The sequence below is a fragment of the Nonomuraea terrae genome, from assembly GCF_004348995.1.
GTDB classification, from domain to species: Bacteria; Actinomycetota; Actinomycetes; order Streptosporangiales; family Streptosporangiaceae; genus Nonomuraea; species Nonomuraea terrae.
Genome location: NZ_SMKQ01000022.1, coordinates 41704 through 66992, shown reverse-complemented (window position 1 = coordinate 66992; position 25289 = coordinate 41704). Strand labels below are relative to the sequence as shown.

Sequence of the window (25289 nt, the reverse complement as noted above, 5' to 3'; positions counted from 1 at the left end):
GAGACAGGCTCGCGGCTGGTGGCCAGGATCGTCAGGCCGGCGCAGTCGGCGAGCAGGCGGCGGGCGAGGGGGGCGGCCTCGGTGACGACGTGTTCGCAGTTGTCCAGGACGAGCAGGAGGCGTTGACCGGCGAGCGCCGCGACGAGCCGTTCGACGGGGTCGGGACCGGCCGTGGTGAGCGGGCGCAGCGCGGGCTCCCGCAGCCCGAGCGCCGCGAGCACCGCCTCCGCCACCCGCCCACCGCCTTCGACCACCCCGAGGTCCACGAAGCAGACGCCACGAGTGGAGGGGGTCTGGTGTGGACGGGGGGCGTGGTTCGAGGGCTTCGCCCATGGAAAACAGTGGGCGAGCGATTCGATGGCGAGGCGGGTCTTGCCGGTGCCGCCGGGGCCCACGATGGTGATCAGGCGGGCGTCGCGCAGGCCGGCGAGGTGGGCCAGCTCGGGTTCGCGGCCCACGAAGCTCGTGAGCTGGGAGGGAGGAGCGGACCAGCTCCTGGGCCCCTGCGGGCGTTCGCCGCGAAGGATCTCCAGGTGGAGGGCGGCCAGCTCGGGGGAGGGGTCGGCGCCCAGCTCGCGGGCCAGCAGCCGCCGGCCCTCCTCGTAGACGGCGAGCGCCTCCGCCTGGCGTCCGGCGGCGTCCAGGGCCCGCATGAGCAGGCCGCGCGGGCGTTCCCGCAGCGGATGGGCGGTGACCAGCTCCCGCAGCGCCGCCGCCGGCCGCGCGTCCGGCAGGGACAGCTCCGCCTCGAACAGGTCCTCCGCCGCCGCCAGCCGCGACTCCTCCAGCCGCAGCGCCTGAGGCGCGGCGAACGGCGCGTCGGCCACGTCCGCGAACGCCGGCCCGCGCCACAGCCCCAGGCCCTCCCGCAGGACGGCGGCGGCCTCGGCGGCCCGGCCCGCGGCCAGCAGCCCGCGCCCCTCCCGGGTCAGCCGATCGAAGCGGTGCGCGTCCACGTCGTCGCGGTCGACGGCCAGGCGGTAACCGGCGCCGTGGAACTCGATCAGCTCGGCCGGCAGAGCGCGCCGGAGGCGGGAGATCTGCGCCTGGACGGCGTTGACCGCGCCGGCGGGCGGGCGGTCGCCGTACTGGCCGTCGATGAGGCGTTCGAGGCTCACCAGCCGTCCGGCGTCGAGCAGCAGCATCGCGAGCACGGCGCGCGGACGGGGGCCGCCCACGGCGACCGGTTCGCCGCCGGACGGCCGCACCACGAGCGGCCCAAGGATGCCGAACTCCACGACCCCGATCCTCCCACCCGGATCGCGGGCGAATCGCCTCTGCCGATCGGGGAAAATGATCTTGTGCGAGCCCTGTCCGCAGCCGGGGCTCGCACACCCTGCCCGTTCAGGAGACGGGCGACTTCTCCTCCGGCGCCGGGGCGGGCAGGTCGAGGCTGTCACGGAGCTTGACCGGCTGCAGGAACAGGGTCGCGATCAGCCCCACCACGGCGATGGCCGCCGAGATGAGGAAGATGTGCCCGGTGGCGTCGCCGTAGGCGGCCCGTACGACGAGCTTGACCGGCTCGGGCAGCGCCGCGATGTTCAGCGTGCTGCCGCCGCCGGCCGCGCCCGAGGCGTCGATGCCCATCTTGGCCAGGCCCTGCGCGATGCTCGTCGCCACCTGGTTCGCCAGCACCGCGCCGAGCACGGACACGCCGATGGTGCCGCCCAGCGACCGGAAGAAGGTGATCGCGCCGCTGGCGGCGCCCAGCTCGCGCAGCGGGACGGTGTTCTGGATGGCGAGCACGAGGTTCTGCATCGACATGCCGACCCCGGCCCCGACCAGCACCATCGAGACGGCGATGAACACCAGCGAGGTCTCGTGGTCCATCGTCGACAGCCCGAGGAACCCGATCGTGAGCACGATCGCCCCGACCACGATGTACGGCTTGACGCTGCCGCTCTTCGACACCATGCGCCCGGTGACGGTGGACGAGACCAGCACGCCCAGCATCATCGGGATCGTGAACAGGCCTGCCTCGGTGGGGCTGTATCCGCGGCCGATCTGGAAGTACTGCCCCAGGAAGACCGACCCCCCGAACATCGCCATGCCCACCGCGAGGCTGGCCAGGATGGCGAGCGCCGGCGTACGGCGGCGGATGACGTGCAGCGGCACGACGGGTTCCCTGACGACCGCCTCGACCCAGGTGGCCACGCCGAGCAGGAGCAGCCCGCCGATCACCATCGCGGCCGTCTGCCACGACAGCCAGTCGAACGAGTTGCCGACGAACGTCACCCAGATGAGCAGCACGCTGACGCCCGCGGCGATGAGCGTGGCGCCCACGTAGTCGATCTTGACGTCGTCGCGGCGCACGGTGGCCACGCGCAGCGTCTTCTGCAGCAGCCCGAAGGCGAGCACGGTGAACGGCACCGCGATGAAGAAGCACCACCGCCAGCCCAGCTGGTCGGCGATCAGCCCGCCGAGCAGCGGACCGGCGACGGTGGCCACGGCCATGACGCCGCCGAGGTAGCCGTTGTAGCGCCCGCGTTCCTTCGGCGTGATCATCGCCGCGATGATGACCTGCACCAGCACCTGGAGGGCGCCCATGCCGATGCCCTGCACCGCGCGGAACGCGATGAGCTGCGCGGTGTCCTGGGCGAAGCCGCACGCCAGCGAGCTGACCATGAAGATCACGATGGAGATCTGGAGCAGCAGTTTCTTGCTGAACAGGTCGGCCAGCTTGCCCCAGATCGGCGTGGAGGCCGTGGAGGCCAGCAGCGTCGCGGTGACGACCCACGTGTACTGGGACTGGCTGCCGTTCAGCGCGCCGATGATCTGCGGCAGGGCGACGGACACGATCGTGCCGCTCAGCATCGCGACGAACAGCGCCAGCAGCAGCCCGCTGAGGGCCTCCAGGATCTGCCGGTGACTCATCTGTTCCGGGGGTGCGTTCATAGAACCTCCACAGTAAATATATGCGCACTGAGCAACTTTGCCCATTGAGCATATATTCCCAGTGAGTAGGATGAGCCGCATCATGGACACGACCGTGGGGCTGCGCGAACGCAAGAAGGCCGAGACCCGTCAAGCCGTGCACGAGGCGGCCCTGCGGCTCGTCGTCGAGCACGGGCTCGACGCCGTCACGGTCGAGGCGATCGCCGACGCGGCCAACATCTCGCGCCGGACGTTCTCCAACTACTTCTCCGGCAAGGAGGACGCGCTGCTCTACGGCGAGGAGCAGCGCATCCGCCGGCTGGTGGAGCAGGTCCGCTCGCAGCCCGCCGGGCTGACGGCCTGGCAGGCGCTGCGCCTGTCCGTCCAGGAGCTCTACCACCAGATGGGGGAGCCCGAGCGGGAGTGGGCGCTGCGCACCCGCCTGGCCAAACGCCATCCGTCGATCCTGGCCCGCCAGCTCGCCAGCCTCGCCGCCCTCGAACGCGACCTCGCCGACGCGATCGCCGAGCGCGAGAGCACGGTGCCGCCGCGCGTCATGGCCGCGGCGGTCCTGGTCGCGCTGCGCCTGGCCAGCCACAAGTGGACCGAGGAAGACCAGGCCCGCACCCTCCTCGACGTCGTGGAGGAGACCCTCACCCACATGGCCCAGCCCTTCGCCTAGAACCCGAGCGGGCGTCCGCACTGGTGCGGGGTCTACCACGGGTCCTCGCCCCAGCGCCCGTGTGCGGCCGGACGGGCGGGGGCTTGGATGGCGGGTATGACGATCACTGCGATCCCCGGACGCTGGGCCGAGGGCACGGGGCTGGTGCTGGGGCCGTTCCTGCTGCTCGCGGGGGTGCTGCTGCGGTCGGGCGAGGACGACTTCTTTCCCGGGCAGCTGGCCGCCTACAACGCCGATCCTGGGCGGATGGCGCTTTCGTACGGTCTGTACGCGGCGGGCGTCGTGCTGTTGTGGCCCGCCGTGACCGCGCTGGCCCGGATGGCAGGCAGGACACATCCCGGGTGGGCGCAGTGGGGGGCGACGCTGGTGCTGCTCGGGCTGTTCGGCCGGGTGTTCCACGCCGGGGTGAGCCATCTGGCCTTCCAACTCGTGGACGCGCTCGGCCAGGCGGAAGCCCGGCGGGTGGTCGAGGTCACGTACGGGGCGTTCCACGTGTTCAAGGCGGTCAACGTCTGCGTCATGGGCGGCTGGATCGTGCTGGCCGTGGGCGCGTACCGGGCGCGGGTGCTCGGGCCGGTCAGGTGCGTCGCGCTGGCGCTGGCGGCCGCGCTGCCGCTCGGCGTGCTCAAGGGCAGCAGCGACCCGCTGTCCCTGGCCGCCCTGACGGGCCTCGCCGTCGCACTGGTCCCGCTCGGTGTCACCGTCCTGCGAAACGGTCCCGCACCCCGCTGGTGGGCCGTCGCGCTCACCGCGGCCCTGGTGCCCGTGGCGTTCCTCATCGGCATGGCCGGGTGAGCGTCACGGTCGATTCAGGGGAACTTCGGACATTTGCTGCCATCGTCCGCTAGAAATACGGTCATGCCCAAAACCGATCGGTCGCCTTCCGCTACACAGATGAGCAGGAGGCGATTCCTCGCCGCCGGTGCCGCGACGTTACCCGCCGCCGTGCTCGGCACCTCGCGGCCGGCGTTCGCCGCGACGGTCCAGGCCTCCGGCGTGGCACCTGTCGCGCTCGCCGGCTTCGACAACGTGCTGAAGACGTACATCGTGGAACGCCAGATCTCCTGCGCGCAGCTGGCGATCACGAAGAACGGCAAGCTCGTGCTGGCCAGGGGCTACCGCTACAGCGACGACCCGGCCGTGCCCTCGGTGTCGCCGACCTCGCTGTTCCGCGTCGCGAGTCTCAGCAAGCACATCACCGCCGTGGCGACCATGAGGCTGGCCCAGGACGGCGCGCTCAACCTGGGGACGTCCGTCGCCGCGCTGCTCGGCCTGTCCACCGCGGCCGACGCCCGGCTGGCGGACGTGACGGTGTGGCGGCTGCTGCAGCACACCGGCGGCTGGGACCGCGACATCTCCGGCGACTACCTCTACATGGACCACACCATCGCGAGGTCCCTCGGCGTCTCCCTGCCGATCACGCGCGACCACATCATCCGGTACGCCGGCAGCCGCCCCCTCGACTTCACCCCGGGCAGCAGGTACGCCTACAGCAATTACGGCTACATGCTGCTCGGCATGATCGTCGAGAAGGTCTCCGGCATGAGCTACGAGTCGTACGTCAGGCAGAAGATCCTGGCGCCCGTCGGCATCAGCCGGCTGCGGCTCGGCCGTACCCTCAAGGCGCAGGCCGCGCCCGGCGAGGTGGTCTACGAGTCGGCCGCCACCAGCAGGACCGTCACGGACGCCTCCGGCACGGTGGTGCCGGCGCCGTACGGCGCGTTCAGCATGGAGAACCGCGGCCCGGGTGGCGGCTGGCTGGCCTCGGCCGTCGACCTGGTGCGTTTCGCGCGGGTGCTCGACGCGCCCGGCGCGGTGCTGAACTCCACCTCCATCGGCAGGATGCTGGCCCAACCGGAGACCGGCGTCACGGAGAGCGGCTCGTGGTACGGCGCCGGCCTGTGGGTGCGTCAGGTGACCGGCCACCTCAACACCTGGCACGACGGATCGCTGCCCGGCACCTACGGCTACACCGCCCGGCTGCAGAACGGCTTCACCTACGCCGCGATCTTCAACCGGCGGGAGGAGACCGGGTCGCCCGACTTCAACGTGCTGAGCCCGCGGATCAACGCCGAGATCGGCAAGGTCACCACCTGGCCGGCCACCGACCTGTTCCCCCGTTACTTCTGACGCTCACCCGGTGAGGAGCTGGGTGACGGCGATGACGCCGATGCAGACGATCACAACGCGCAGCATCGGGGCGGGAAGGCGGCGGCCGAAGCGGGCGCCGAGGAAGCCGCCGGCGATCGAGCCCAGCGCCACCAGCAGCACCGCGAGCCAGTCGACGTCGGCGACGAGCGTGTACAGGATGGCGGCCGTGCCGTTGACCAGGACGACGAGCACGTTCTTGGCCGCGTTCAGCCGTTGCAGGCCGTCGTTGAGCAGGATGCCCAGCAGGCCGATGAGCAGGATGCCCTGGCCGGCGCCGAAGTAGCCGCCGTACGCGCCGGCCGCGAGGGCACCCAGCCACAGCCACGGGCCGCCGTGCTCGCGCCGCGGCCGGGCCGCGAGCAGGGCGCTCAGCCTGGGCTGGATCACGACGAGCGCGCAGGAGATCGCGATGAGCACGGCGACGACCGCCGTGAACGTACCCTCAGGAAGGGTGAGCAGCAGCACCCCGCCGGCCAGCGCGCCCGCCACGGACGCGGGCGCCAGCCGGAGCAGCCGCGCCCGCTGGCCCGCCAGCTCGGCGCGATAACCGGCGACGCCGGCCAGCCCGCCGGGCACCAGGCCGATGTTGTTGGAGACGTTGGCGGTGATCGGCGGCAGCCCCACGGCGAGTAGCGTGGGGAACGTGATCAGCGACCCGGAGCCGACCACGGTGTTGATGGCTCCGCCCGCGACGCCGGCCGCGACCACCGCGACCATCTCCCAGGGTGTCATGGTCACGGACTCTAGGGCATGTCTTGAGTAGTAAGACGTTCCGTGCCGCCATATGAGACATTGGCCACATGCCCTGAGGAAAACCGCAGCCAGCAGCGGGCGCAGGCATCGTTCCGGGCGGTGGCACCGCGAGCCTAGCGCTGCCCGCCATGACGGAGAAGTTGATCGACGTACCCCGCCGTCTCCTGGCGGGGGTCCTGGCGCTGCTCGCGCTCGCCGCCGTGATCGTGCTGACCGCGCTCGCGGACGGCGCGATGCGGCCGCTGCCCGCCTCGGCCCCGGCCGCGGAGTTCAGCGCCGAACGGGCGCTGCGCCACCTGGAGCGGTTCGCCACCCGGCCGCGTCCGATCGGCAGCCCGGCCTCCGCCCAGGCCCGTGGCTACCTGGCGGGGCGGGCGAGGTCCGCTTCCGCGGGCTGCCGCCGAGCGGCGCCGTCATCACCCTGCGCGTCCAGGGGACGGGTGGCTTCCGGGTGACGGCGATCTCCGAGACCGACGGCCTGGACGCGGTCCCCGGCTACGTCCCCGGCCCGCCGAGCCTGGTGGCCGCGACCCGGGAGGACGGCGGCCTCGTCGCGGTCACCCGGACGTACCGGTTCTGAGCGGGCGGGCCAGGGCGCGCTTGAGGATCTTCCCCGTGGCGCTCATCGGCAGCTCGTCCACGAACGACACGTGCCGCGGATACTTGTACGCCGCCACCCGCTCCCGCACGAAGTCGCGCAGGTCGCCGTCGCTCACCGGCGCCCGCAGGGCCACCACGGCCTCGATCTCCTCGCCCAGCTCCGGGTGCGGCACGCCGATGACGGCGGCCTGCCGCACCGCCGGGTGCTCGTACAGGACCTCCTCGACCTCGCGCGGGTAGACCGTGTAGCCGCCGCGGATGATCACGTCGCGGCGGCGGTCGACCAGGAAGAAGTAACCGTCCTCGTCGACCCGGCCGAGGTCGCCGGTGTGGAACCAGCCGTCGCGGACGGCCTCGGCGGTGGCCTCGGGGTCGTTCCAGTAGCCCTTCATGACGTTGGGACCGCGCACGACGATCTCGCCGATCTCGCCCGTGGGCGTCTCGCGGCCCTCCTCGTCGATCACCTTCATCTCGACGCCCCTGATCGGCCAGCCGATCGAGCCGGGGCGACGGTTCCGGCCGCCCCGGTTGGTCGCGCTCACCGGGGAGGTCTCGCTCAGCCCGTACCCCTCGACGATCTCGCAGCCGAACCGGGCCTCGTACGCGCGCAGCACGTCGAGCGGCAGCGCCGCCCCGCCCGAGGCGCAGACCCGCAGCATCGACATGTCGGAGGCGCCCGGATGGTCGAGCAGCGCGATGAACATCGTCGGCACGCCCTGGAAGACCGTCACCCCGTCGCGCCTGATCACCTCCAGCGCCCGCCCCGCCTCGAAGCGCCGCAGCAGTGTCAGCCGCGCGCCCGCGCGCACGGTCGCGTTCAGCGAGCACGTCTGCCCGAACGTGTGGTAGAGCGGCAGCGCCCCCAGCACCACGTCGTCCACGCCGAGCGCGTGCATGCGCGCCACCGTGGCCGCGTTGCCGCCGAGGTTGGCGTGGGTCAGCTCGATGCCCTTGGGCCGCCCGGTCGTGCCGGAGGTGTAGTGGATGACCGCGGTGTCGCCGGGCGCCATGGAGACGATCTCCCGCTCGGCCGGCACGCCGCGCAGCAACCGCCGGAACTCCTCCGGCACCACGAAGAAGCAGTCGGCCTTCGTGCCCGCCGAGCCGGCCTCGGCCGTCTCCGCGAACGCGTGCCAGGCGATCAGCAGCCGCGCCCCGCAGTCCCCCAGGTACGCGGCGATCTCACGCCGCTTCAGCAGCGGGTCGAGCGGGACCACGACGGCCCCCACCCGCAGCACCCCGTAGTAGACGACGCCGAACTCGGGCACGTTCGGCAACATGATCGCGACCCGGTCGCCGGCGCCGATCCCGCGGCACCGCAGCAGTCCCGCCAGGCGGGCGCTCAGCTCCTCGAGCGCGCCGTAGGTGAGCTCCGCCTCGTCCAGTGTGAGAACCGCCCTGCCGCCGAGCCGTTCGGCGGCCGCCTGGAGCCGGTCAGCGAGGTTCATGGGAAGACCGTACGTCCGCTCTCCCACGGCCCTCATTGGTCGCGGTCGCCAGTCTTTCCCGGCCGGCATTGGTGGGGAGCGAGTCCTGCAACGCGATCGCGACGAGCAGCTCGACGAGATCGTTGATCGACCGCAGACTCCGCCCGGTGCGCTCCTGGATCCGGCGTAAGCGGTATTGGGCGGTGTTGGGGTGGATCTGCAGCCGCTCGGCCGCGGCCCGCAGGTTGAGGTCGGCGGCGGCGAACGCCCTGATCGTGGCGGTCAGCACGCCGCCGCGCGCGCGGTCCTCCGCCAGCAGCGCCGTGATGCGCGGGTCCACCAGGTGGCGGGCGGTGTCGTCGGCCTTCAGCGCCAGATACTGGAACGGCGTGATCCGCGGCAGCGCCGCCACCCCGCCCTCCTCAGGCACGAAGTCGAGCACGGCCCTGGCCTCCTGGTACGCCTGCGGGATCTGCGCGGTGCCGAACGACACCGTGCTGATGCCCATCGCGAGCCGGACGCCCTCGGCGGCCAGGCTGTCCAGCACCCCCTGCAGCCGGTCGCAGAGCTCCTCGGGAGCGGTGCCGGGGCCGAGCACGGGGATGGCCACGATCTCCGACTGCCGCACGACCGACAGGGTGCGGGTGCCGTTCCCGCCGGTCCTGGCGATGGCCGCGCAGGCGGCGTGCCGGGCGTCGGCGCCTCGGTCGGGGCCGGTCATCACCTCGTTGGGCGGCCCGGCCAGCACCGCGGTCACCACCAGCAGCGGCGTGCGCGCGTCGGGGGCCAGGCCGTGCGCCTGCGCGGCGGCCAGCTCCCTGCCCCGGGTGGGCACGGCCCCGGCCAGCAGCGTCTCCAGCAGGTCGCGGCTCTCCCGCACGGCCTCGGCGGCGGCGTACTGCTGGAACTCCATGTACGCGTTGGCCGCGTGCGTGCTGGCGAAGTCGCAGTAGCGCATCAGCGGAGTCGCCAGGGCCAGCGCCGCCTCGCGCCCGGCGTACGTGTGCCCGGCCCGCTCGACCACCGCCTCCCAGAACACCTGCTGCCCGACCCGGAAGGCGTTGATGTAGTCGGCCAGCGCCATCCCGGCCCTGGCCCGGCGCATGGCGGCCCGCCGCGTGAAGGCGATGTCCTCGTAGGTCACCGTGCGTTCTTCCAGCAGCACGCCGAGCTTGGCCCGGTAGTGCCTGGCCACCTGGTCGCGGACGTCGGCGTGGAAGGCAGGCCCCTGCGCCTCGTAGGCGGGGATCTCCTCGCGCATCGTCGCGACGGCGGTGTCGGCCAGCTTCGCCAGATCGTCGAGCAGCTCGGAGAGGATGCGGGTGCGTTCCGCGCGTACGGCGGCTTCCACGGTACGCGAACCAGTGGACATGCCCGGGATGATCCATGCCCGTTGCCGGGCGGTCAACGGGTCGTAACCGGTCCGAGACAGACGCTGTGCTCAGAGGACAACTCGCCTGAAACATCTTGGGTGACCGTGCCCAATGCGGCCCGTGACGGGCGGCTCCTACGCTGAGCGCAATTCAGAACATTGTTCTCCAGGAGGCCGGATGCTGGAGGTGCATGATCTTACTGTTCGCTTCGGCGGCATCACCGCGCTGGACGGCGTGGGGTTCGGGGTGGGCCGCGGTGAGATGGTGGGGCTCATCGGCCCGAACGGCGCCGGCAAGACCACCCTGTTCAACTGCCTGACCCGCCGCTACGACGCCGACTCGGGCACCATCGCCTACGAGGGCCGGGACCTGACCGCCCTGGCCCCGCACGCCATCGCCGGTCTCGGCATCGCCAGGACGTTCCAGAACCTCGGCCTGTTCCCGCGCCTGTCCGTACGCGACAACGTGCTGGTCGGCGCGCACCACCGGGGGCGCGCCGGCTTCGTCTCGGCCGCGCTGCGGCTGCCCGGGGTGCGCCGCGAGGAGCGCTCGCTGCGCGAGGACGCCGACGCCGTGCTGGAGCGGCTGGGCCTTGCGGCGGTGGCCGACCATCCGGCGACGGGGCTGCCGTTCGGCACACTCAAGCGCGTCGAGCTGGCCCGCGCGCTCATCGGCCGTCCCCGCCTGCTGCTCCTCGACGAGCCGGTGAACGGCCTCAACTCCTCCGAGGTCGAGGAGTTCGCCGGCACGCTCGGCGCCATCCGCACCGAGTACGACCTGACGGTGGTCGTGGTGGAGCACCACATGGGGTTCGTCATGGGCATCTGCGAGCGCATCGTGTGCCTCGACTTCGGCCGGAAGATCGCCGAAGGGCCGCCGGCCGAGGTCCAGCGCGACCCGGCCGTCATCGAGGCGTACCTGGGGACGGCGGCATGAGCGACCTCGTGGTGGACGGCCTGGTCGCCGGGTACGGCGACGTCCGCGTGTTGCACGGCGTGAGCTTCGGCGTCAAGCAAGGCGAGGTCTGCGCGATCCTCGGCCCCAACGGCGCCGGCAAGACGACACTGCTGCGGGCCCTGTCCGGCATGGTCAGGACGCGCGGCACGGCCACGCTCGGCGGCACGGAGCTGGCCGGGCGCTCGCCCGACACCGTCGCCCGGCTCGGCGTCGCCCACGTGCCCGAGGGGCGCGGCACGTTCATGCCGCTGACCGTCGAGGACAACCTGCGGCTGGGCGCGTTCGTCCGGCGCGGGCGGGCCGAGATCGAGGCCGACCTCGACCGCATCTTCACGTACTTCCCGGTACTGAAGACCCGGCTCAAGCAGGAGGCCGGCAGTCTCAGCGGCGGCGAGCAGCAGATGCTGGCCCTCGGCCGGGCGCTCATGCTGCGGCCCCGGCTGCTGCTGCTCGACGAGCCGTCGCTCGGCCTGGCCCCGCTGGTCACCCGGGAGCTGTTCCGCATCGTCCAGGCCATCAACGCAGAGGAGCAGACCACCGTGGTCGTCGTCGAGCAGAACGCCCATCTCGCTCTCGGCATCGCCCAGCAGGCGCACGTCCTGGAGACCGGGCGGATCGTCCTGTCCGGGACGGCCGAGGAGATCAGGGCCGACGAGCAGGTCGCGCAGTCCTACCTCGGGTACCGGGTGTAGCGCGATGGCCGGATTCCTCCAGCAGATCGTCACCGGGCTGGGCGCGGGCGCCATCTACGCAAGCCTGGCGCTGGCCCTGGTGCTCATCTATCAGTTCACCGGGATCGTCAACTTCGCCCAGGGCGAGCTGGCCATGTTCTCCACGTACATCGCCTGGACGCTGGTGGCCGCCGGGGTGTCGTTCTGGCTGGCGCTCGTCATCACGCTGGTCGTCTCGTTCGCCGGCGGGATGCTCATCGAACGGATCGTCATCCGGCCGGTCGAGGGAGCGCCCGAGCTCACCATCGTGATCGTCACCGTCGGGCTGTTCATCTTCGTCAACGCCGCCGCCGGCTGGATCTGGACCTTCCTCATCAAGGACTTCCCGAACCCCTTCCCCGGCGGCGCGCTCGAACTGGGCGCCGTTACCGTGAACTTCTCCACGCTCGGCGTGCTCGGCGTGGTGGGGCTGGTCATGGGCCTGCTCTACCTGCTCTTCCAGCACACCAAGATCGGGCTCGGGATGCGGGCGGTGGCCACCAACCCCGCCTCTGCGCGGCTGGTCGGCATCCGCGTCGGCTGGACGCTAGCGCTCGGCTGGGGCCTGGCCGCCACCGTCGGCGCCGTGTCAGGAGTGCTGGTCGCGCCGCTGCTCTTCCTCGAACCCAACATGATGGCGGGCGTCCTCATCTACGCCTTCGCCGCGGCCACGCTCGGCGGCTTCGACAGCCCTGTGGGAGCCGTCATCGGCGGGCTCATCGTGGGCGTCGCCGAGACTCTCGCCGGGGCGTACGTCGGCTTCATCGGATCCGACCTCAAGATCGGCGTCCCCCTGCTGATCATTCTCGCCGTCCTGCTGCTGCGGCCCCAGGGACTCTTCGGACGAGCGGCGGTGGAACGCGCATGACCGAATCCACGAAGACGGACGAGAAGACCTCGGCGCCCCCCGCGACGGTCAAGACGCCGGCCGCCACCCGGTGGCGGTGGGGCGCGCTCGCCGTGCTCCTCGTGCTGGCGGTCTACGCGCCGTTCCAGCTCGCCCCCTTCTACGTCTTCCAGCTCACCATGGTGCTGGTGTACGCGGTGGCGCTGCTCGGGCTCAACCTCCTGGTCGGCCACGCCGGTCAGATCTCGCTCGGCCACGGCGCCTTCTTCGCCATCGGCGCCTACACCGCGGCCATCCTCATGGAACGGGCGGCGCTGCCGTACCCGCTGACCCTGCCTGTCGCGGCCGCGGTGGCGTTCCTGATCGGGCTGGGGCTCGGCGTGCCGGCCATGCGGCTGCGCGGCCTCTACCTGGCGCTCGTCACGCTCGCCATCGCGATCTTCCTGGTGCCGCTGCTCAAGCGGTTCGAGGAGCTGACCGGCGGGTCCATGGGCCTGACCCTGGCCAAGCCGCAGCCGCCCGCCTGGACCGGGCTGGCCGAGGACCAGTGGCTCTACTTCATCGCGCTGATCGTCGCCGTCGGCACGTTCCTGCTGGTCGCCAGCCTGCTGCGGTCGCGCGTCGGGCGGGCGCTGCACGCCGTCAGGGACAACGAGATCGCCGCCGAGGTCATGGGCGTGCGGCTCTCGTTCTACAAGACGCTCGCCTTCGCCTGGAGTGCCATGCTCGCCGGCGTCGCGGGCTCCGTCTACACGTGGGTGATCGGATTCGTCTCGCCTGACTCGTTCACGGTGAACCTGTCGATCAACCTGCTGGCCGGCATCGTCGTCGGCGGGCTCGGCTCGCTGTCGGGACCGGTGCTCGGGGGTCTGTTCGTGATGTTCGTACCGAGCATCTCGCAGGACATCAACGACGCCGCGCCCGGCGTCATCTTCGGCCTGCTGATCATCGCGGTGATGTACGTCGCCCCGACGGGCCTGGCCGGTCTCGCCGGCCGCCTGATCAAGAAGATTCCCCGGAAGAAGGAGTAAAAGGGATGCGAGTATCTGCGATCGGCTGCACGGCGCTGCTCCTGCTCGCCGTCGCGGCCTGCGGGGGACGGGACAGCGGCGGTGAGACCGCGACCGGAGGGGGAACGGCCGCGGCGGGCCAGTGCGCGGGCCAGCAGACCACCGGCACCACCGACACCAGCATCAAGCTGGGCGGCATCTACCCCCTGTCCGGCCCCGCCTCGGCCTACGGCGACATCCCGACGGGCATCAAGGCCTACTTCGACTACGTCAACGCCGAGCAGGGCGGCATCGACGGGCGCAAGGTCGAGTTCGTCGTGCGCGACGACGGCTACAGCCCGCCCAAGGCCGTCGAGGAGGCCCGCAGGCTCGTCGAGCAGGAGCAGGTCTTCGCCCTGTTCCAGACGCTGGGCACCCCGTCGACCACGGCGGTCTGGGACTACACCAACCAGCGCAAGGTGCCGCAGGTCTTCGTCGCCACCGGCGCCTCCCAGTGGGGCTCCAACACCGAGCACCCGTGGACCATCGGCTGGCAGCCCGACTACGTCTCCGAGGCCCGCGTGTACGCGCAGTACCTCAAGGAGGAGAGGCCCGACGCCAAGGTCGCCGCGCTCTACCAGAACGACGACTTCGGCAAGGACCTGCTCGGCGGCTTCAAGAAGGCCATCGAGGGCACCGGGATCCAGGTCGTGGCCGAGGAGAGCTACGAGGTCGCCGACCCCACCGTCGACGCCCAGATGGGCAACCTCGCCGGGTCGGGCGCGGACGTCTTCCTGAACATCACCACGCCCAAGTTCGGCGCGCTGGCGCTGGCCGCGGACGCCAAGAACACCAAGTGGAACCCGCTGCACATCGTCAACAACGTCGCCGCCTCCCGCACCGTCCTCGAACCCGTCGGCTTCGAGAACGTCCAGGGCGTCATGTCCGCCACGTACTACAAGGACCCGAACGACCCGACGTGGGACGACGACGCGGAGATGAAGCTGTACAAGCAGAAGATGCAGCAGTACGCCGCCGGCAAGGACCCGAACATCCCCTACCACGCCTTCGGCTGGGCGGCGGCGAGCAGCTTCCACAAGGCCATGGACGCGGTGGCCTGCCCGACCCGTGAGGGCCTGCGCGACTCCGTGCGCAACCTGAACAACGTCGAGGTGCCCATGCTGCTGCCCGGCATCACCATGAAGACCGGGCCCGACGACGGCTTCCCGATCGAGTCGATGCAGCTCATGGAGTTCAAGGGCGAGCGGTGGGAGCTGTTCGGCGAGGTGATCGACACCCGCGCTGAGTTCGGCCCGCCTACGACCGAGTGATCACCTCGGCCCTGACCAGCCGGTCGAAGGAGCTCGGCCCCCACTACCGAGTGATCTCGCCGGCCCTGACCAGCCAGTCGACGGCTTCGGAGATGGCTTCGAGCGGCGTGTACCTGGGCCGGTGGCCCAGCAGCCGCTCGGCCTTCTCCATCGAGCAGTTAGGGCTGTGGGCGATGTGGTCGTAGGTGATCTCCGCGTCCCGCTCGGACACCGTGGCCCGCCACTGCTCCCAGGGCAGGAACGTCAGGTTCGCCTCGCGGCCGAACCAGCCCGCCACCGCCTCGGCGTACCCGCGCAGCGTCAGGGCGGTGGTGGCGACGGAGTGGAAGCTCTCGCCGACCGCGGCCGAGCGGCTCGCCATGGCGTCCATGAACAGCCTGGCCACGTCGTCGGCGTGCACGTGCTGGACGGTCTCCATGCCGAAGTTGGGCAGCGCCAGCTCCTCGCCGTCGGCCAGCGTCTGGAAGACGGCCGGGTTCACGTTGCCGGCCGGGTTGACCGGCACCCAGCCCGGACCGGTGATGTGCCCCGGATGGATGATCGTGACCGGGAAACCGTCGCGGTGGGCCCGGTCCAGCAGGTACGCCTCGATGGCCGTCTTCCGAATCCCGTACTCACCGAAGGGCCGCTTCCTGCGGTCTTCCGGCGTCGGCACCTGCGTGCTCGGGCCATGCGTCCAGATCGTCCCGCAATGCAAGAAGTGCCGGACTTTCCCGCTCAACGCCTCGGCCAGCGCCCGCGCACTGTCCTCCGTGAAACAGATCAGATCGATGACGACGTCGCCCTCCAGTTCGGCGATCCGCCGCCCGAACGTCCCGTCACCCTCCTCGGCCTCCCGATCGGCCGTCACCGTCGCGACCCGCTGCCAGGCCCCATGCGGACTGTACGGCTCCCGCTTCCCCCGGCTCACGTTGACGACGTCATGCCCCGCCTCGACCAACCTGGGGATGAGGTACGTCCCGATATGCCCACTACCGCCAATCACCACAACACGCATGCCGCCAGCGTAAACCGCCCCACCGGCCGGAGAGACTCCTCCCAGCCCTCAGGAATGAAGAACGGTTCTACGACGCTCGTCGGGGTCGATGAGGCCACGGATCTCGTGGCCGGCCCTCCAGGGCCTTCTGGTAGGAGGCGATGAGCCGGCGCGCATTGGCCCGGGGAGCGCAGCAGGTGCCACCCAGCTGGGGCTGTCGGCCATGTCGGTCATGGTTCACGGCCGCAACCGCAAGGTGATCGAAGCGTTCGCCGTAGCGCTCTCCGACAGTCCCGACGAACACTCTCCGAAGTACTATGAATACGCGTACAGCATGTCCTCGCCCGAGATCCGCCGCCTCATGGAGGAAATCATGACGTCCACTGCCTGGCCGGTCTACAGCCCCTTCGCTCGTGAGCACTACGGTCAAGGCAAGGCGGAAGGCAAGGCGGAAGGCAAGGCGGAAGGCGAGGCCAAGGCGCTGCTGCTGGTGCTCGGTGCTCGTGGGATCGACGTGCCGGAGGAGGCGCGGGCGCGGATCACCTCGTGCGCGGATCTCGCGCAGCTGGAGACGTGGATCGCCCGCGCCGCCACCGTTCAGGGTCTTGAGGAGTTGTTCGACGACGCGGGCTGATCTCCCGCTGTCAGAGGTCGTGGGCGAGGGAGTGGCGGAGGGCGCCTGCTGGTACGGAGCCGCGGCAGGCGACGTGCTGGTCGGGGCGGACGAGGGTGAGAGGTTCGTCCGGAAGGTCGGCGACGTGGAGGGGGACGCCCAGGGCGCGGGCCTCGGCGGTCACCACGGCGGCTTCCGATGAGTTCTGGTCGCCGAGCAGGGTGAAGCCGGGGCCGAGGTGGTCGTACAGGGAGGCGCCGGGGGCGAGCCAGCGGTGGGGGAGACGTTCGCCCGCGCCCGGGAAGACGATCGGCGAGTTCACGTACGCGTAGCCGAGCACCAGCTCGAGGCTGTGGAACTCGCTGTCCTTGGTCCGGAGCACGGCCTCCGCGACGGCCGGACGGACCTTCTCGAACTCCGCCGCGTCGCCCATCAGCGAAGGGTCGGCCAGCTCGGGAGCGCCCGTGGCCATGTTGAGGGCCGCGGCCTCGATGGTGTCGGCGGCGATCGGGCGGCGCTCGCTCTCGTACGTCGCCAGCAGCCGGGCCGGCGCCCAGCCCTTGAGCACGGCGGCCAGCTTCCAGCCGATGTTGACCGCGTCCCCGACGCCGGTGTTGAAGCCGTGGCCGCCGAAGGGCGGGTTCTGGTGGGCCGCGTCGCCGGCCAGGAACACCCGCTCGCTCGCGTACCGGTCCGCCAGCAACATCCGCGCGGTCCACGGGTCGGTGGCCAGGATCTCCACGTCGATGTCGGCGCCGGCCAGGGTGCGCAGCAACCGTACGGGGTCGGCGTTCTCCGCCCGCACGCCCTGCGCGATACACCACCACGTCTCCTTGAGGTCGAGGCGGCCGACGATGCCGGGCTGGGCCGGGTCGAGCACCCAGTAGTGCACGGCGGGCCCGTGCGGGATGCGCTCGGCGAGCCCGGGGGCGCGGAAGACGATGTTGAAGTTGGGCCGCTCGTCCTGGCGGCCCTCGTAGCGGGCGCCGATGGCGGCCCGGCTCACGCTGCGCGGGCCGTCGCAGCCGACGACGTACTCGGCCCGGATCTCGCGCTCCTCACCACCCCCGGCAGGCGCGACGCGTACGGTGACCCCGTCGGCGTCCTCGCTGAGGCCGCTCACCTGCCAGCCCGTCAGCAGCGCGTCGCCGACGGCCTCGCGCAGCACCTCCTCAACCAGCGGCTGCGGCGCCTGCTGGCCGGGCTCGGCGGCCAGGTCGGAGCCCGCCAGGTCGAGGCCGAAGCAGGCGCCGATCCGGGTGATCTCCCGCCCGAGCAGGTTGGTGACGAAGACCGCCTCCTGAGACCACGACACCGGCAGCGGCGCCCGCGAGCGTAAGGTCTCCGCCAGCCCCCATCTGCGCAGCAGCTCCATGGTGCGGGCCGAGGTGGTCTTCGCGCGCGGACGCAGCCATGACACCGATGCGCGCGGCTCGACCACCAGGCAGCGTACGCCGTGATGGCGCAGCTCCACGGCGGTCGCCAGACCGACGGGACCTCCTCCGGCGACCAACACGGGCACCGAGGTGGGAATCGGGGTATCCAGGTTCATGGTCGCCCATGATGGCAGGCATGTTCCCGCTGTCGTAGGGCCTGCGACGACCCCTTGCCGACGGGACCGACGGCCCACTAACCTCCTATTTCGGACCAGACCGGAAATGAGGAATTGGCCGTGCATCTGTCTCGCCGCCACGCTCTCCAGTTACCCCTTCTCGCCGCCGCCGGGGCGGCACTTCCCGGCATCGCCCACGCGACCGCGTCACCGCAGGTCAGGGGGGCCTACAACCAGATCGCCGCCGACGGCCGCCTCCTCGAGGCCGGTTTCGAGGGGGCCGAGCACGCGCTCGCCGCCTACACCGCCATCTACGACGTGACACGTGACGACAGATACCGCCAGACCGCCGAGGCGCTCCTGCGGTACGTGCTCGGCCGCCGGCCCGCGTACATGGGCGCGAACATCGGCAAGCAGCTGCTGCAGAGCCCGTTCCTCAGGAAGAACGCCCAGCTGCGCGACAACCTGGACACGTTCGCCGCGTCCGTCGTGGACCGGCTCGACGCCGATCCCGACGCCGTGCTGCGGGCGGGCGACATCCGCACGCTCGCCGGCCGCGCCGAGCTCCTGGTCGACTACGCGGGACGGCTCGAACGCGGCGAGGCCGATCCGGCGCGTTTCGACGCCGCCGCCCGCGTGCTGCTCGACCGGCTCGTCCAGCTGCAGTTCACCCGTCAGGAGGCGGCCGGCAGGTTCGGGGCCGAGCGCTTCACCGGCGCGTTCCCCCATCTGATCACCGGCGACGACGGCAGCATGGGCACCTGGGACATCTCCACCTGGGCGCTCGCGATGCTCTCCCTCGACCAGTACGAGTCCATCAGAGCCCTGGCCAAGGGCTTCGGGCGCTTCCACGACGGCGCGTACAACGACGCCGCCGCCGCGGGCGCCCGGCAGCTGCTCGGCACCACCGCCATCGACCCCGCCCTGGTGTACGCGGGCGCCCCGGCCGGCTTCCCGCTCGACGGGGCCGAGTACGTCATCGGCGACGAGGGCGGCGAGCAGCCCTACCTCATCACGTACGGCTGGTCGCCGAACGCGATCGCCCAGCTCGGCAGCGTGCTCCGCGCCGTACGCGACAACCGGGTGACCGTCCCGAGGTCGTCGTCGTGGGCCGAGGCCTACTGGACCGGCACGCCCCGCCCGGAGGTCCTGAACCCGGCCAGGTTCTGGGAAGGGCTGGACGCCAAGATCCGCTACACCCACGACTTCATCGAGGCCGTGCAGCTGCCCGTGCCGGCCGGCTTCCCGTGGATCGACCTCGAACGCGCCGCGTTCCCCTCGACGGGCGGTGAGGACTTCCGCCGCGGCGGCTGGTTCGACGGGTCCGGGCGCGGCACGATGTCGGCGGTCTACTCCCGCCTCGCCGTCGTGGGCTACGTCGAGAGCGGCGGACGTGACGCGGCCCTGCTCGACCGTCTCGGCCAATGGTGGGACCGCCTCCTCGTGTGGGACGCGGCCGCCTGAGGCGCATTTCGGTCGAAGATCGCACTAGTGGATCAACGCCTGGATCAGTAGCGTGCTACGCAAAAACCCGGGATCCAGGTGATTGCATTGAGCGAGACCACGATGCCGCTGCACATGCGGCGGGTGGAGTTCGATCCCGCGCCCGAGCTGGCTGCGGCGCGTGACGAGGAGCGGGTCAAGCGGATCAAGACGGTGTTCGGCGACGACGCCTGGCTGGTGACCCGCTTCGCCGACATCCGGGAGGTGCTCGGCGACCACGAACGCTTCAAGGTCGCCCCGCAGGGCGTCGCCCGGCTGCCCGGATCGCCCCCGATGACCGAGGAGCAGAAGGCCCAGGTCCGCGCGGGCAACCTGCTCGGCGTCGACCCGCCCGAGCACACGCGGCTCCGGCGGATGCTGACCGCCGAGTTCACCATCCGCCGGATGCGCCGCCTGGAGCCGCGGATCCAGAGCATCGTCGACGACCACCTGGACGCCATGGAGGCCGCCGGGTCGCCCACCGACCTGGTGCCGGCGTTCGCACTGCCGATCCCGTCGCTGGTGATCTGCGAGCTGCTCGGGGTGCCGTACGAGGACCGGGAGGGGTTCCAGCGCCGTACCGGCCGGATGCTCGACATGACGGCGCCTGGTGAGGACCGCCTGAAGGCCCAGTTCGAGCAGCGCGCGTACATGGTGGACCTGGTCGCCCGCCTCCAGGCCGACCCCGGCGACGACCTGCTCGGCATGCTCGTCCGCGAGCACGGCGACGACCTGTCCGCCGACGAGCTGGTCGGGATCGGCGGCCTGCTGCTGTTCGCCGGCCACGAGACCACCTCCAACATGCTCTCCCTCGGCACGCTCGCCCTGCTGCGCCACCCCGAGCAGCTCGCCCTGCTGAAGCAGGAGCCCGAACGGATCGACGCCACGGTGGAGGAGCTGCTGCGCTGGCTCAGCATCGTGAACAACGGCACCACCAAGCTCACGACCGAGGAGGTCGAGGTCGGCGGCCAGGTCATCCCGGCCGGCGAGCTGGTCATCTGCTCCCTGCCCGCCGCGAACCGCGACCCCGGCTTCCTGCCGGACGCCGACCGTTTCGACCTCACCCGCGGCGCCCCGGGCCACCTCGCGTTCGGCCACGGCGTGCACCACTGCATCGGCGCCCCGCTGGCCCGCATGGAGATGCGGATCGCGTTCCCGGCCCTCTTCCGGCGCTTCCCCGACCTGCACGCGGTCGAGGACGGCGCCGACTTCCGCACGTTCAGCATCGTGTACGGGCTGTCGTCGCTGAAGGTGGCCTGGTAGAGCCCGCGTCGATGGGAATTGTCGTTCCCGCCGGATAGCGTGCGAAGGTCATGCCCATCGACCTCGCGGCACACGAGCTGATCGGCAGGGAGCACCCCGCCGCGCTCCTGCGTGCCGAGATCAGCCGGGTCGTCGTCAGCCACGGCGGCCTGGTGCTGGTCACCGGCGAGGCCGGCATCGGCAAGACCACGCTCGTCACCAGCGCAGCCGGCGAGGCCAGGCAGCGGGGCGCGCTCGTGGTCGGCGGCGCGTGCTGGGAGTCCGACGGCGCGCCGGGCTACTGGCCGTGGGTGCAGGTCATCAGGGCGCTGCGGCGGGCCGCCGACCCCGAGGAGTGGGCGGTGGCCACGGCAGAGGGCGGCGACAGCCTGGCCGCGCTGCTCGGCGAGGCGAAGGCGCCGCCGCTGGGGGAGGCTCCCGCCGACGACTTCCGGCTGTTCGACGCGGTCACCTCGGCCCTCGTCGCGCTGGCCCAGCGCCGCCCGGTCGTGATCGTCATCGAGGACCTGCACGCGTCCGACCCGGCCTCGCTGCGGCTGCTGGAGTTCGCGGCGCGGCAGACCTGGTTCGAGCGGCTGCTGCTGGTCGGCACCTACCGCGACGCCGAGGTCGAGCCGGTCGACCACCCGCTGAGCGACCTGCTGTCGCCGCTCGTCGCCAAGGCCACCACGATCACGCTCACCGGGCTCGACCGGCCCGGCGTCGCCGCCCTCATGACCCGCACCGCCGGCCTCGACCCGCCGTCGGAGCTGGTCGAGCAGGTTCATCTGCGCACGGGCGGCAACCCGTTCTTCATCGAGCAGACCGCGCGGCTGTGGCGCAGCGGCGGCTCGGCCGACGTCATCGCCCCGGGCGTGCGCGACGCGCTGCTGCGCCGGCTGTCCCTGCTGCCGCAGCCGGTGGCCGAGCTGTTGCCCGCCGCCGCCGTGCTGGGCCGCGAGTTCCACCGGCAGGCGCTCGCCGCCGCCGTCGGGGCGCCGGTCGCCCACGTCGACCGGCTGCTGGAGCTGGCCGTCGTGGCCAAGCTGGTGGTGGCCGGTGGCGGCGGGGTGTTCGCGTTCGCCCACGGCCTGGTGCGTGAGACCCTCTACGACTCCCTCGATGACCCGCGCGACCTGCACGCCGCGGCCCTGGCCGCGCTGGAGGCCTCGGCCCTGCCCAGCGAGCTGGCGCGGCACGCCTACCTCGCCGGTGACCGCGTCGACCCGGAGCGGGCGGTCGAGCTCCTGCTGGCCGCCGCACGCGAGGCCGGCGGGCGGTTCGCGGGCGACGAGCAGCTCGTCCACCTGCGCAGGGCCTATGCCGTGGGCGCCGCGGCGAGCCCGCGCCGGCGCGGCATGGCCGCGGTCGACCTCGGCGTGGAGCTGCACCACCGGGGCCACCTCGACGAGGCGAGACGGATCCTCGACGAGGTGGCCCGCATCGCCCGCACCACCGACGACCCCGAGCTGCCCGCCCGCGTCGCGCTGATCTTCCACAGTCACTACGGCCTGGCCACCGCCCTCGGCCACCTCAGGGAGGCCCACCGGCGGCTGATCGGCGGCGGCCCCGTGCCCGACGAACGTCTCCCGCTCGACCTGGTCCTCCACCTCGTCTCGCTGGCCAAACAGGGCGGTGACGACGACGCGCTGTCGTTCAGCCTGTGGGCCCACCACGACATCATCTGGGGTCCCGGCACGGCCGCCGAGCGGCTGGCGCTGACCAGCGAGCTGGTCGAGCTGGCCCGGCGCACCTCCGACGACAACCTCGAACACTTCGCCACCGCCCTGCGCTGGGGGGCGATGATCGAGCAGGGCGACCCCCGCTACCTGGAGGAGTTCAGCCGCTACGCCAACAGAGGCCGGCGCAGCGACCGTCCCCACCACGTCGTGACCACCGACGTCGACGTGAGCATCATCGCGGGCCTCGCGGGGCGGTTCGCCGAGGCCGAGGAGGTGCTCGCGCGTATTCCGCGCGGAGGGTGGCACGACCGTTTCGTCTTCATGCTCGAACACCACCGCTGGGCGCTGATGGCGCTGCAGGGCAAAATCGAGGAGCAGGAGGCGGTGCTGCGCGAGCTCAGGGGCACCGCTCACCCCTGCGTCCCGCTGCTCGAGGCGCTGACCGCCGTGCACGCCGGCGACCTCGACGCCGCCCTCCGCCACGCCGCCGACGAACAACCCGCGTCCGGCATGATCCAACCGATCTGGCTGCGCCTGCAGGCCGAGCTGGCGGTGGCCACCCAGGACGCCGAGCTGTGCGCCAGGGCGCGGGCGCTGCTGGCGCCGCACCGGGGGCGGTGGCTGGTGTCGCTGTTCGGCTGGGAGGTCTCCGGGCCGTACGACTTCTGGCTCGGCCTGGTGGACGCCGCCGAGGAGCGGTGGGATGAGGCGGTCGAGGAGCTCACCGCGGCGTACCGCTCGGCCGACCGCATGCGAGCGCGGCCGTGGTCGGTGCTGGCGCGCGCCCACCTCGCCGAGACGCTGCTGTCCCGCGGCGCACCGGGCGACGCGCGGACGGCACAGGCCCTGCTCGAGGGGGTACGCCGCGAGGCCGCCGAACTCGGCATGCGCCGCCTCCCCGACACCGCGCATCGCCTCCCGCCGGAGGACACTCGGCCTGCCGGCGATCCACATGCGCGGCCCGCCCCCGGTGGTGCGGCCTCTGCATCGGGCGAGCGGCCGCCGGTCGATCACCACGTATCGTCGGCCTCCGACGGCGGGACGCCCCCGTCCGGGGAGGTCGCGCCCGGCGGCGGGGAGTTCCGGAGAGACGGTGCGGTGTGGGCGTTGCGGTTCGCGGGGCGGGCGGCGCATGTGCCCGACGCCAAGGGGCTGCGCGACCTGCACACGCTGCTGAGCCGGCCGGGCGACGACGTGCCCGCCGTGGTCCTGCTCGCCCCGGAGGGCGGTGAGGTGGTCGTCGCGGCCCACCGCATGGGCGGCGACGAGGTGCTGGACGACGAGGCCAGGAGCCGCTACCGCCGCCGCCTGTCACAGCTGGACGACGAGATCGACCGCGCGGCCGAGCTGGGCGACGACGAGCGGGCGGCGGCGTTCGACCGGGAGCGGGCGGCGCTGCTGGGCGAGCTGCGGGCCGCGGCGGGGCTCGGCGGCCGTACCCGACGGCTGGGCGACGAGGCCGAACGCGCCCGCAAGACCGTCACCGCCCGCATCCGCGACTCGCTGCGTAAACTCGACCGCGCCCACCCCGAGCTGGCCGCCCACCTGCGCGCCACCATCTCCACCGGCTCCACCTGCCGCTACCAGCCCCAGGACCCCATCACCTGGCACCTGTGACGGCGTCGAAGTCGCGCACGCAGTCGGCAGTAGAGAATGCCGCGATGCGCCGAAGAAAGCTGTGGACCGGGGCAGCGGTGAACGAGGGGCCGAGCTTCCGGGTGACCTCGACTCAGGGCACCCGGAAGCTTCTTAGACAGCCGCTAGTTTTATTCTGGTCAGAAGATCCTGAAACTCTTCCGCAGCCAGCAAGAGCATGCCGTTCGACGGGTTCTTCGAATCCCGCAATCCGACACGGCCGTCTGTGAATAGCGCTACTTCGACACAGTCTCCGTTCGCGAGGCTGTGACGACTCTTGCGCCACCCTCCCCATCTGGGGTCGATGACGGGTTCACTCACTTGCTCCCACCTCTTTTCAAATAAAAGCGGGAGGCACTAGCCTGAGACTGGTCGGCTGGCCCATTTTGTTTCTCGCTCGGCGAGGAAATCCATGGACTCCGCGGGACTCAAGGCAACTTCAGATAGCCTTGCGAACGCCAGGTGATACCGGTGTGTTCGAATCTCATCCTCGTCGACGCCGCCACCTGCCTCGTTCTCTACGTACAGGACGTCGGGGTAGAGCTCGCCCAGGTTTTCCAACATGGGAAACCTGAGAAGAATGAAATTGGCAACCGGTACCGGAAGCCCTTGGTCGTTCAGTAGAACTTGAAGTTCAATGTTGGGACGTTCAGACAACTCCTGCAAATGATGTAGCTGCTCCGCCATGAGAGATTCGTCGCCGATCTTTCGCGCCAGAACAGATTCATCAATGATGATCTTTGAAGTGAGCGAAGGATTGTTGATGTACTTCTCCTTCCGCTCAATTCGGAGCTCGGTTCGCCGTCTGATTTGGCGAGGGGTGAGCTCGCCAAAATATCCGGTACCTATTATCGCACGTGCGTAGGCTTCCGTTTGCAACTGCCCTGGGATTACCAAGGACTGCCAGTCCCATCGTTCAATGGCTCCGCTTTCGAAGCCGAGAAAGCCTACATAGTCCTCAGAAATGGCATCAGAATATTTCTCCCACCATTCTGGGGCCGAACACTGCGGAACCAGGGCCAAGAGTTGTGATCGGTCCGGTTCCGGCATCTCGTAAAGATCGAGCAGGTTCTCAACGTCCGTGGAGTTGGGCAGGATCTGCCCGTTCTCCAGCCTTGAGATCTTTGAAGTGGACCAGGTGAGCGCTTTGGCCACTTGTGGTCCGCTGAAGCCGACAGCCTCACGTCTCCGCCGTAACTCCGCGACTAGGCGTCGCCTGAAGACCGTGGGGCTGCCAAGAGCCATCTAGTGCCTCCCCTGAACCGAAGACGGTACCCAGGGAATCGTTGCGCAATCCTCACCGGGATGTCCAGCTCTCCTATCGGCGAGCTTCCCCTGAAGTGTCACGCCGGGAATTTCGCCCAGATTCTCTACGAGATATCCTAAGGGTAGTTCATCCAGGCGTAGGGAGGG

General features: G+C 71.0%; 23 protein-coding genes. 14 read left to right on the top strand and 9 right to left on the bottom strand.

Annotated features, from left to right (window positions below):
* Both E1286_RS11115 and E1286_RS11110 read right to left on the bottom strand, forming a co-directional pair.
* A partial coding sequence (locus E1286_RS11115; RefSeq protein ID WP_132611390.1) for an AfsR/SARP family transcriptional regulator occupies window positions 1-1238 on the bottom strand: 1238 nt, incomplete at its 3' end.
* Between the two features lie 106 nt (window positions 1239-1344).
* On the bottom strand, window positions 1345-2895 hold the full coding sequence (locus tag E1286_RS11110; protein WP_397057731.1) for an MDR family MFS transporter: 1551 nt from the start codon (window positions 2893-2895) through the stop codon (window positions 1345-1347).
* Between the two features lie 82 nt (window positions 2896-2977).
* Between E1286_RS11110 and E1286_RS11105 the strand changes: the two genes are divergently transcribed.
* The 3 genes from E1286_RS11105 to E1286_RS11095 all read left to right on the top strand — a co-directional run bounded on the left by E1286_RS11105 (window position 2978) and on the right by E1286_RS11095 (window position 5686).
* Complete coding sequence (locus E1286_RS11105; protein WP_132611388.1) at window positions 2978-3556, top strand: TetR/AcrR family transcriptional regulator; 579 nt, start codon at window positions 2978-2980, stop codon at window positions 3554-3556.
* A 96-nt stretch (window positions 3557-3652) separates the two neighbouring features.
* The gene (locus E1286_RS11100) at window positions 3653-4351 is read left to right on the top strand and encodes a hypothetical protein (protein WP_246074716.1); all 699 of its coding nucleotides are present in this window, start codon (window positions 3653-3655) and stop codon (window positions 4349-4351) included.
* Between the two features lie 99 nt (window positions 4352-4450).
* On the top strand, window positions 4451-5686 hold the full coding sequence (locus E1286_RS11095) for a serine hydrolase domain-containing protein (RefSeq protein WP_246074714.1): 1236 nt from the start codon (window positions 4451-4453) through the stop codon (window positions 5684-5686).
* A 3-nt stretch (window positions 5687-5689) separates the two neighbouring features.
* On the opposite strand, the gene E1286_RS11090 is transcribed toward E1286_RS11095, so the two are convergent.
* Window positions 5690-6439 carry a sulfite exporter TauE/SafE family protein gene (locus E1286_RS11090; protein WP_132611382.1) on the bottom strand — a complete coding sequence of 250 codons (750 nt, stop codon included), beginning with the start codon at window positions 6437-6439 and terminating at the stop codon, window positions 5690-5692.
* 149 nt (window positions 6440-6588) lie between these two features.
* Between E1286_RS11090 and E1286_RS11085 the strand changes: the two genes are divergently transcribed.
* Together E1286_RS11085 and E1286_RS51230 are read left to right on the top strand one after the other, a co-directional pair.
* A complete protein-coding gene (locus E1286_RS11085; RefSeq protein ID WP_132611380.1) occupies window positions 6589-6915 on the top strand; it encodes a hypothetical protein in 327 nt (108 codons plus the stop codon).
* A complete protein-coding gene (locus E1286_RS51230) occupies window positions 6912-7040 on the top strand; it encodes a hypothetical protein (protein WP_281282653.1) in 129 nt (42 codons plus the stop codon). Before E1286_RS11085 ends, E1286_RS51230 begins: the two co-directional genes overlap by 4 nt.
* Here E1286_RS51230 and E1286_RS11080 read toward each other — a convergent pair.
* Together E1286_RS11080 and E1286_RS11075 are read right to left on the bottom strand one after the other, a co-directional pair.
* Window positions 7018-8508 carry a long-chain-fatty-acid--CoA ligase gene (locus E1286_RS11080; RefSeq protein WP_132611378.1) on the bottom strand — a complete coding sequence of 497 codons (1491 nt, stop codon included), beginning with the start codon at window positions 8506-8508 and terminating at the stop codon, window positions 7018-7020. The genes E1286_RS51230 and E1286_RS11080 overlap by 23 nt on opposite strands.
* Window positions 8495-9859: a PucR family transcriptional regulator gene (locus E1286_RS11075; protein WP_132611376.1), complete on the bottom strand. Its 1365-nt coding sequence runs from the start codon at window positions 9857-9859 to the stop codon at window positions 8495-8497. Before E1286_RS11075 ends, E1286_RS11080 begins: the two co-directional genes overlap by 14 nt.
* Before the next feature lie 178 nt (window positions 9860-10037).
* On the opposite strand from E1286_RS11075, the gene E1286_RS11070 reads away from it, so the two are divergent.
* Genes E1286_RS11070 through E1286_RS11050 form a run of 5 tightly spaced genes read left to right on the top strand, consistent with a single transcriptional unit; the run spans window position 10038 to window position 14694 of the window.
* Window positions 10038-10796: an ABC transporter ATP-binding protein gene (locus E1286_RS11070; RefSeq protein ID WP_132611374.1), complete on the top strand. Its 759-nt coding sequence runs from the start codon at window positions 10038-10040 to the stop codon at window positions 10794-10796.
* Complete coding sequence (locus tag E1286_RS11065; RefSeq protein ID WP_132611372.1) at window positions 10793-11509, top strand: ABC transporter ATP-binding protein; 717 nt, start codon at window positions 10793-10795, stop codon at window positions 11507-11509. The genes E1286_RS11070 and E1286_RS11065 overlap by 4 nt, the downstream gene beginning before the upstream one ends.
* Window positions 11510-11513: 4 nt before the next feature.
* Entirely contained in the window at window positions 11514-12395 is an 882-nt protein-coding gene (locus E1286_RS11060) for a branched-chain amino acid ABC transporter permease (protein WP_132611370.1), read from the top strand.
* Entirely contained in the window at window positions 12392-13405 is a 1014-nt protein-coding gene (locus E1286_RS11055; protein WP_132611368.1) for a branched-chain amino acid ABC transporter permease, read from the top strand. Before E1286_RS11060 ends, E1286_RS11055 begins: the two co-directional genes overlap by 4 nt.
* A gap of 5 nt (window positions 13406-13410) precedes the next feature.
* On the top strand, window positions 13411-14694 hold the full coding sequence (locus tag E1286_RS11050) for an ABC transporter substrate-binding protein (protein WP_132611366.1): 1284 nt from the start codon (window positions 13411-13413) through the stop codon (window positions 14692-14694).
* A gap of 43 nt (window positions 14695-14737) precedes the next feature.
* On the opposite strand, the gene E1286_RS11045 is transcribed toward E1286_RS11050, so the two are convergent.
* Window positions 14738-15691 carry an NAD-dependent epimerase/dehydratase family protein gene (locus E1286_RS11045; protein WP_132611364.1) on the bottom strand — a complete coding sequence of 318 codons (954 nt, stop codon included), beginning with the start codon at window positions 15689-15691 and terminating at the stop codon, window positions 14738-14740.
* 202 nt (window positions 15692-15893) lie between these two features.
* On the opposite strand from E1286_RS11045, the gene E1286_RS11040 reads away from it, so the two are divergent.
* On the top strand, window positions 15894-16304 hold the full coding sequence (locus E1286_RS11040; protein ID WP_246074712.1) for an RpnC/YadD family protein: 411 nt from the start codon (window positions 15894-15896) through the stop codon (window positions 16302-16304).
* A 10-nt stretch (window positions 16305-16314) separates the two neighbouring features.
* Here the strand turns inward: E1286_RS11040 and E1286_RS11035 are convergent, their stop codons facing one another.
* Complete coding sequence (locus tag E1286_RS11035) at window positions 16315-17835, bottom strand: FAD-dependent monooxygenase (RefSeq protein WP_132611362.1); 1521 nt, start codon at window positions 17833-17835, stop codon at window positions 16315-16317.
* Between the two features lie 120 nt (window positions 17836-17955).
* On the opposite strand from E1286_RS11035, the gene E1286_RS11030 reads away from it, so the two are divergent.
* From E1286_RS11030 to E1286_RS11020, 3 genes are all read left to right on the top strand, one after another.
* Entirely contained in the window at window positions 17956-19299 is a 1344-nt protein-coding gene (locus E1286_RS11030) for a hypothetical protein (protein WP_132611360.1), read from the top strand.
* A 78-nt stretch (window positions 19300-19377) separates the two neighbouring features.
* Window positions 19378-20580 carry a cytochrome P450 gene (locus E1286_RS11025; protein ID WP_425464751.1) on the top strand — a complete coding sequence of 401 codons (1203 nt, stop codon included), beginning with the start codon at window positions 19378-19380 and terminating at the stop codon, window positions 20578-20580.
* Between the two features lie 50 nt (window positions 20581-20630).
* Window positions 20631-23858, top strand: coding sequence for an ATP-binding protein (locus E1286_RS11020; protein ID WP_132611358.1), 3228 nt, complete (start codon window positions 20631-20633; stop codon window positions 23856-23858).
* 132 nt (window positions 23859-23990) lie between these two features.
* Here the strand turns inward: E1286_RS11020 and E1286_RS11015 are convergent, their stop codons facing one another.
* Both E1286_RS11015 and E1286_RS11010 read right to left on the bottom strand, forming a co-directional pair.
* Window positions 23991-24197 (bottom strand): DUF397 domain-containing protein, encoded by a 207-nt coding sequence (locus E1286_RS11015; protein WP_246074708.1) that lies wholly within the window; start codon window positions 24195-24197, stop codon window positions 23991-23993.
* A 36-nt stretch (window positions 24198-24233) separates the two neighbouring features.
* Window positions 24234-25121 (bottom strand): helix-turn-helix domain-containing protein, encoded by an 888-nt coding sequence (locus E1286_RS11010; protein ID WP_132611356.1) that lies wholly within the window; start codon window positions 25119-25121, stop codon window positions 24234-24236.
* Window positions 25122-25289 lie beyond the last annotated feature (168 nt).

Coding starts and splice junctions, on each gene's coding strand:
- E1286_RS11110 (WP_397057731.1), bottom strand. CDS start 2,895: ATGAACGCACCCCCGGAACAGATGAGTCACCGGCAGATCCTGGAGGCC.
- E1286_RS11105 (WP_132611388.1), top strand. CDS start 2,978: ATGGACACGACCGTGGGGCTGCGCGAACGCAAGAAGGCCGAGACCCGT.
- E1286_RS11100 (WP_246074716.1), top strand. CDS start 3,653: ATGACGATCACTGCGATCCCCGGACGCTGGGCCGAGGGCACGGGGCTG.
- E1286_RS11095 (WP_246074714.1), top strand. CDS start 4,451: ATGAGCAGGAGGCGATTCCTCGCCGCCGGTGCCGCGACGTTACCCGCC.
- E1286_RS11090 (WP_132611382.1), bottom strand. CDS start 6,439: ATGACACCCTGGGAGATGGTCGCGGTGGTCGCGGCCGGCGTCGCGGGC.
- E1286_RS11085 (WP_132611380.1), top strand. CDS start 6,589: ATGACGGAGAAGTTGATCGACGTACCCCGCCGTCTCCTGGCGGGGGTC.
- E1286_RS11080 (WP_132611378.1), bottom strand. CDS start 8,508: ATGAACCTCGCTGACCGGCTCCAGGCGGCCGCCGAACGGCTCGGCGGC.
- E1286_RS11075 (WP_132611376.1), bottom strand. CDS start 9,859: ATGTCCACTGGTTCGCGTACCGTGGAAGCCGCCGTACGCGCGGAACGC.
- E1286_RS11070 (WP_132611374.1), top strand. CDS start 10,038: ATGCTGGAGGTGCATGATCTTACTGTTCGCTTCGGCGGCATCACCGCG.
- E1286_RS11065 (WP_132611372.1), top strand. CDS start 10,793: ATGAGCGACCTCGTGGTGGACGGCCTGGTCGCCGGGTACGGCGACGTC.
- E1286_RS11060 (WP_132611370.1), top strand. CDS start 11,514: ATGGCCGGATTCCTCCAGCAGATCGTCACCGGGCTGGGCGCGGGCGCC.
- E1286_RS11055 (WP_132611368.1), top strand. CDS start 12,392: ATGACCGAATCCACGAAGACGGACGAGAAGACCTCGGCGCCCCCCGCG.
- E1286_RS11050 (WP_132611366.1), top strand. CDS start 13,411: ATGCGAGTATCTGCGATCGGCTGCACGGCGCTGCTCCTGCTCGCCGTC.
- E1286_RS11045 (WP_132611364.1), bottom strand. CDS start 15,691: ATGCGTGTTGTGGTGATTGGCGGTAGTGGGCATATCGGGACGTACCTC.
- E1286_RS11040 (WP_246074712.1), top strand. CDS start 15,894: ATGTCGGTCATGGTTCACGGCCGCAACCGCAAGGTGATCGAAGCGTTC.
- E1286_RS11035 (WP_132611362.1), bottom strand. CDS start 17,835: ATGAACCTGGATACCCCGATTCCCACCTCGGTGCCCGTGTTGGTCGCC.
- E1286_RS11020 (WP_132611358.1), top strand. CDS start 20,631: ATGCCCATCGACCTCGCGGCACACGAGCTGATCGGCAGGGAGCACCCC.
- E1286_RS11010 (WP_132611356.1), bottom strand. CDS start 25,121: ATGGCTCTTGGCAGCCCCACGGTCTTCAGGCGACGCCTAGTCGCGGAG.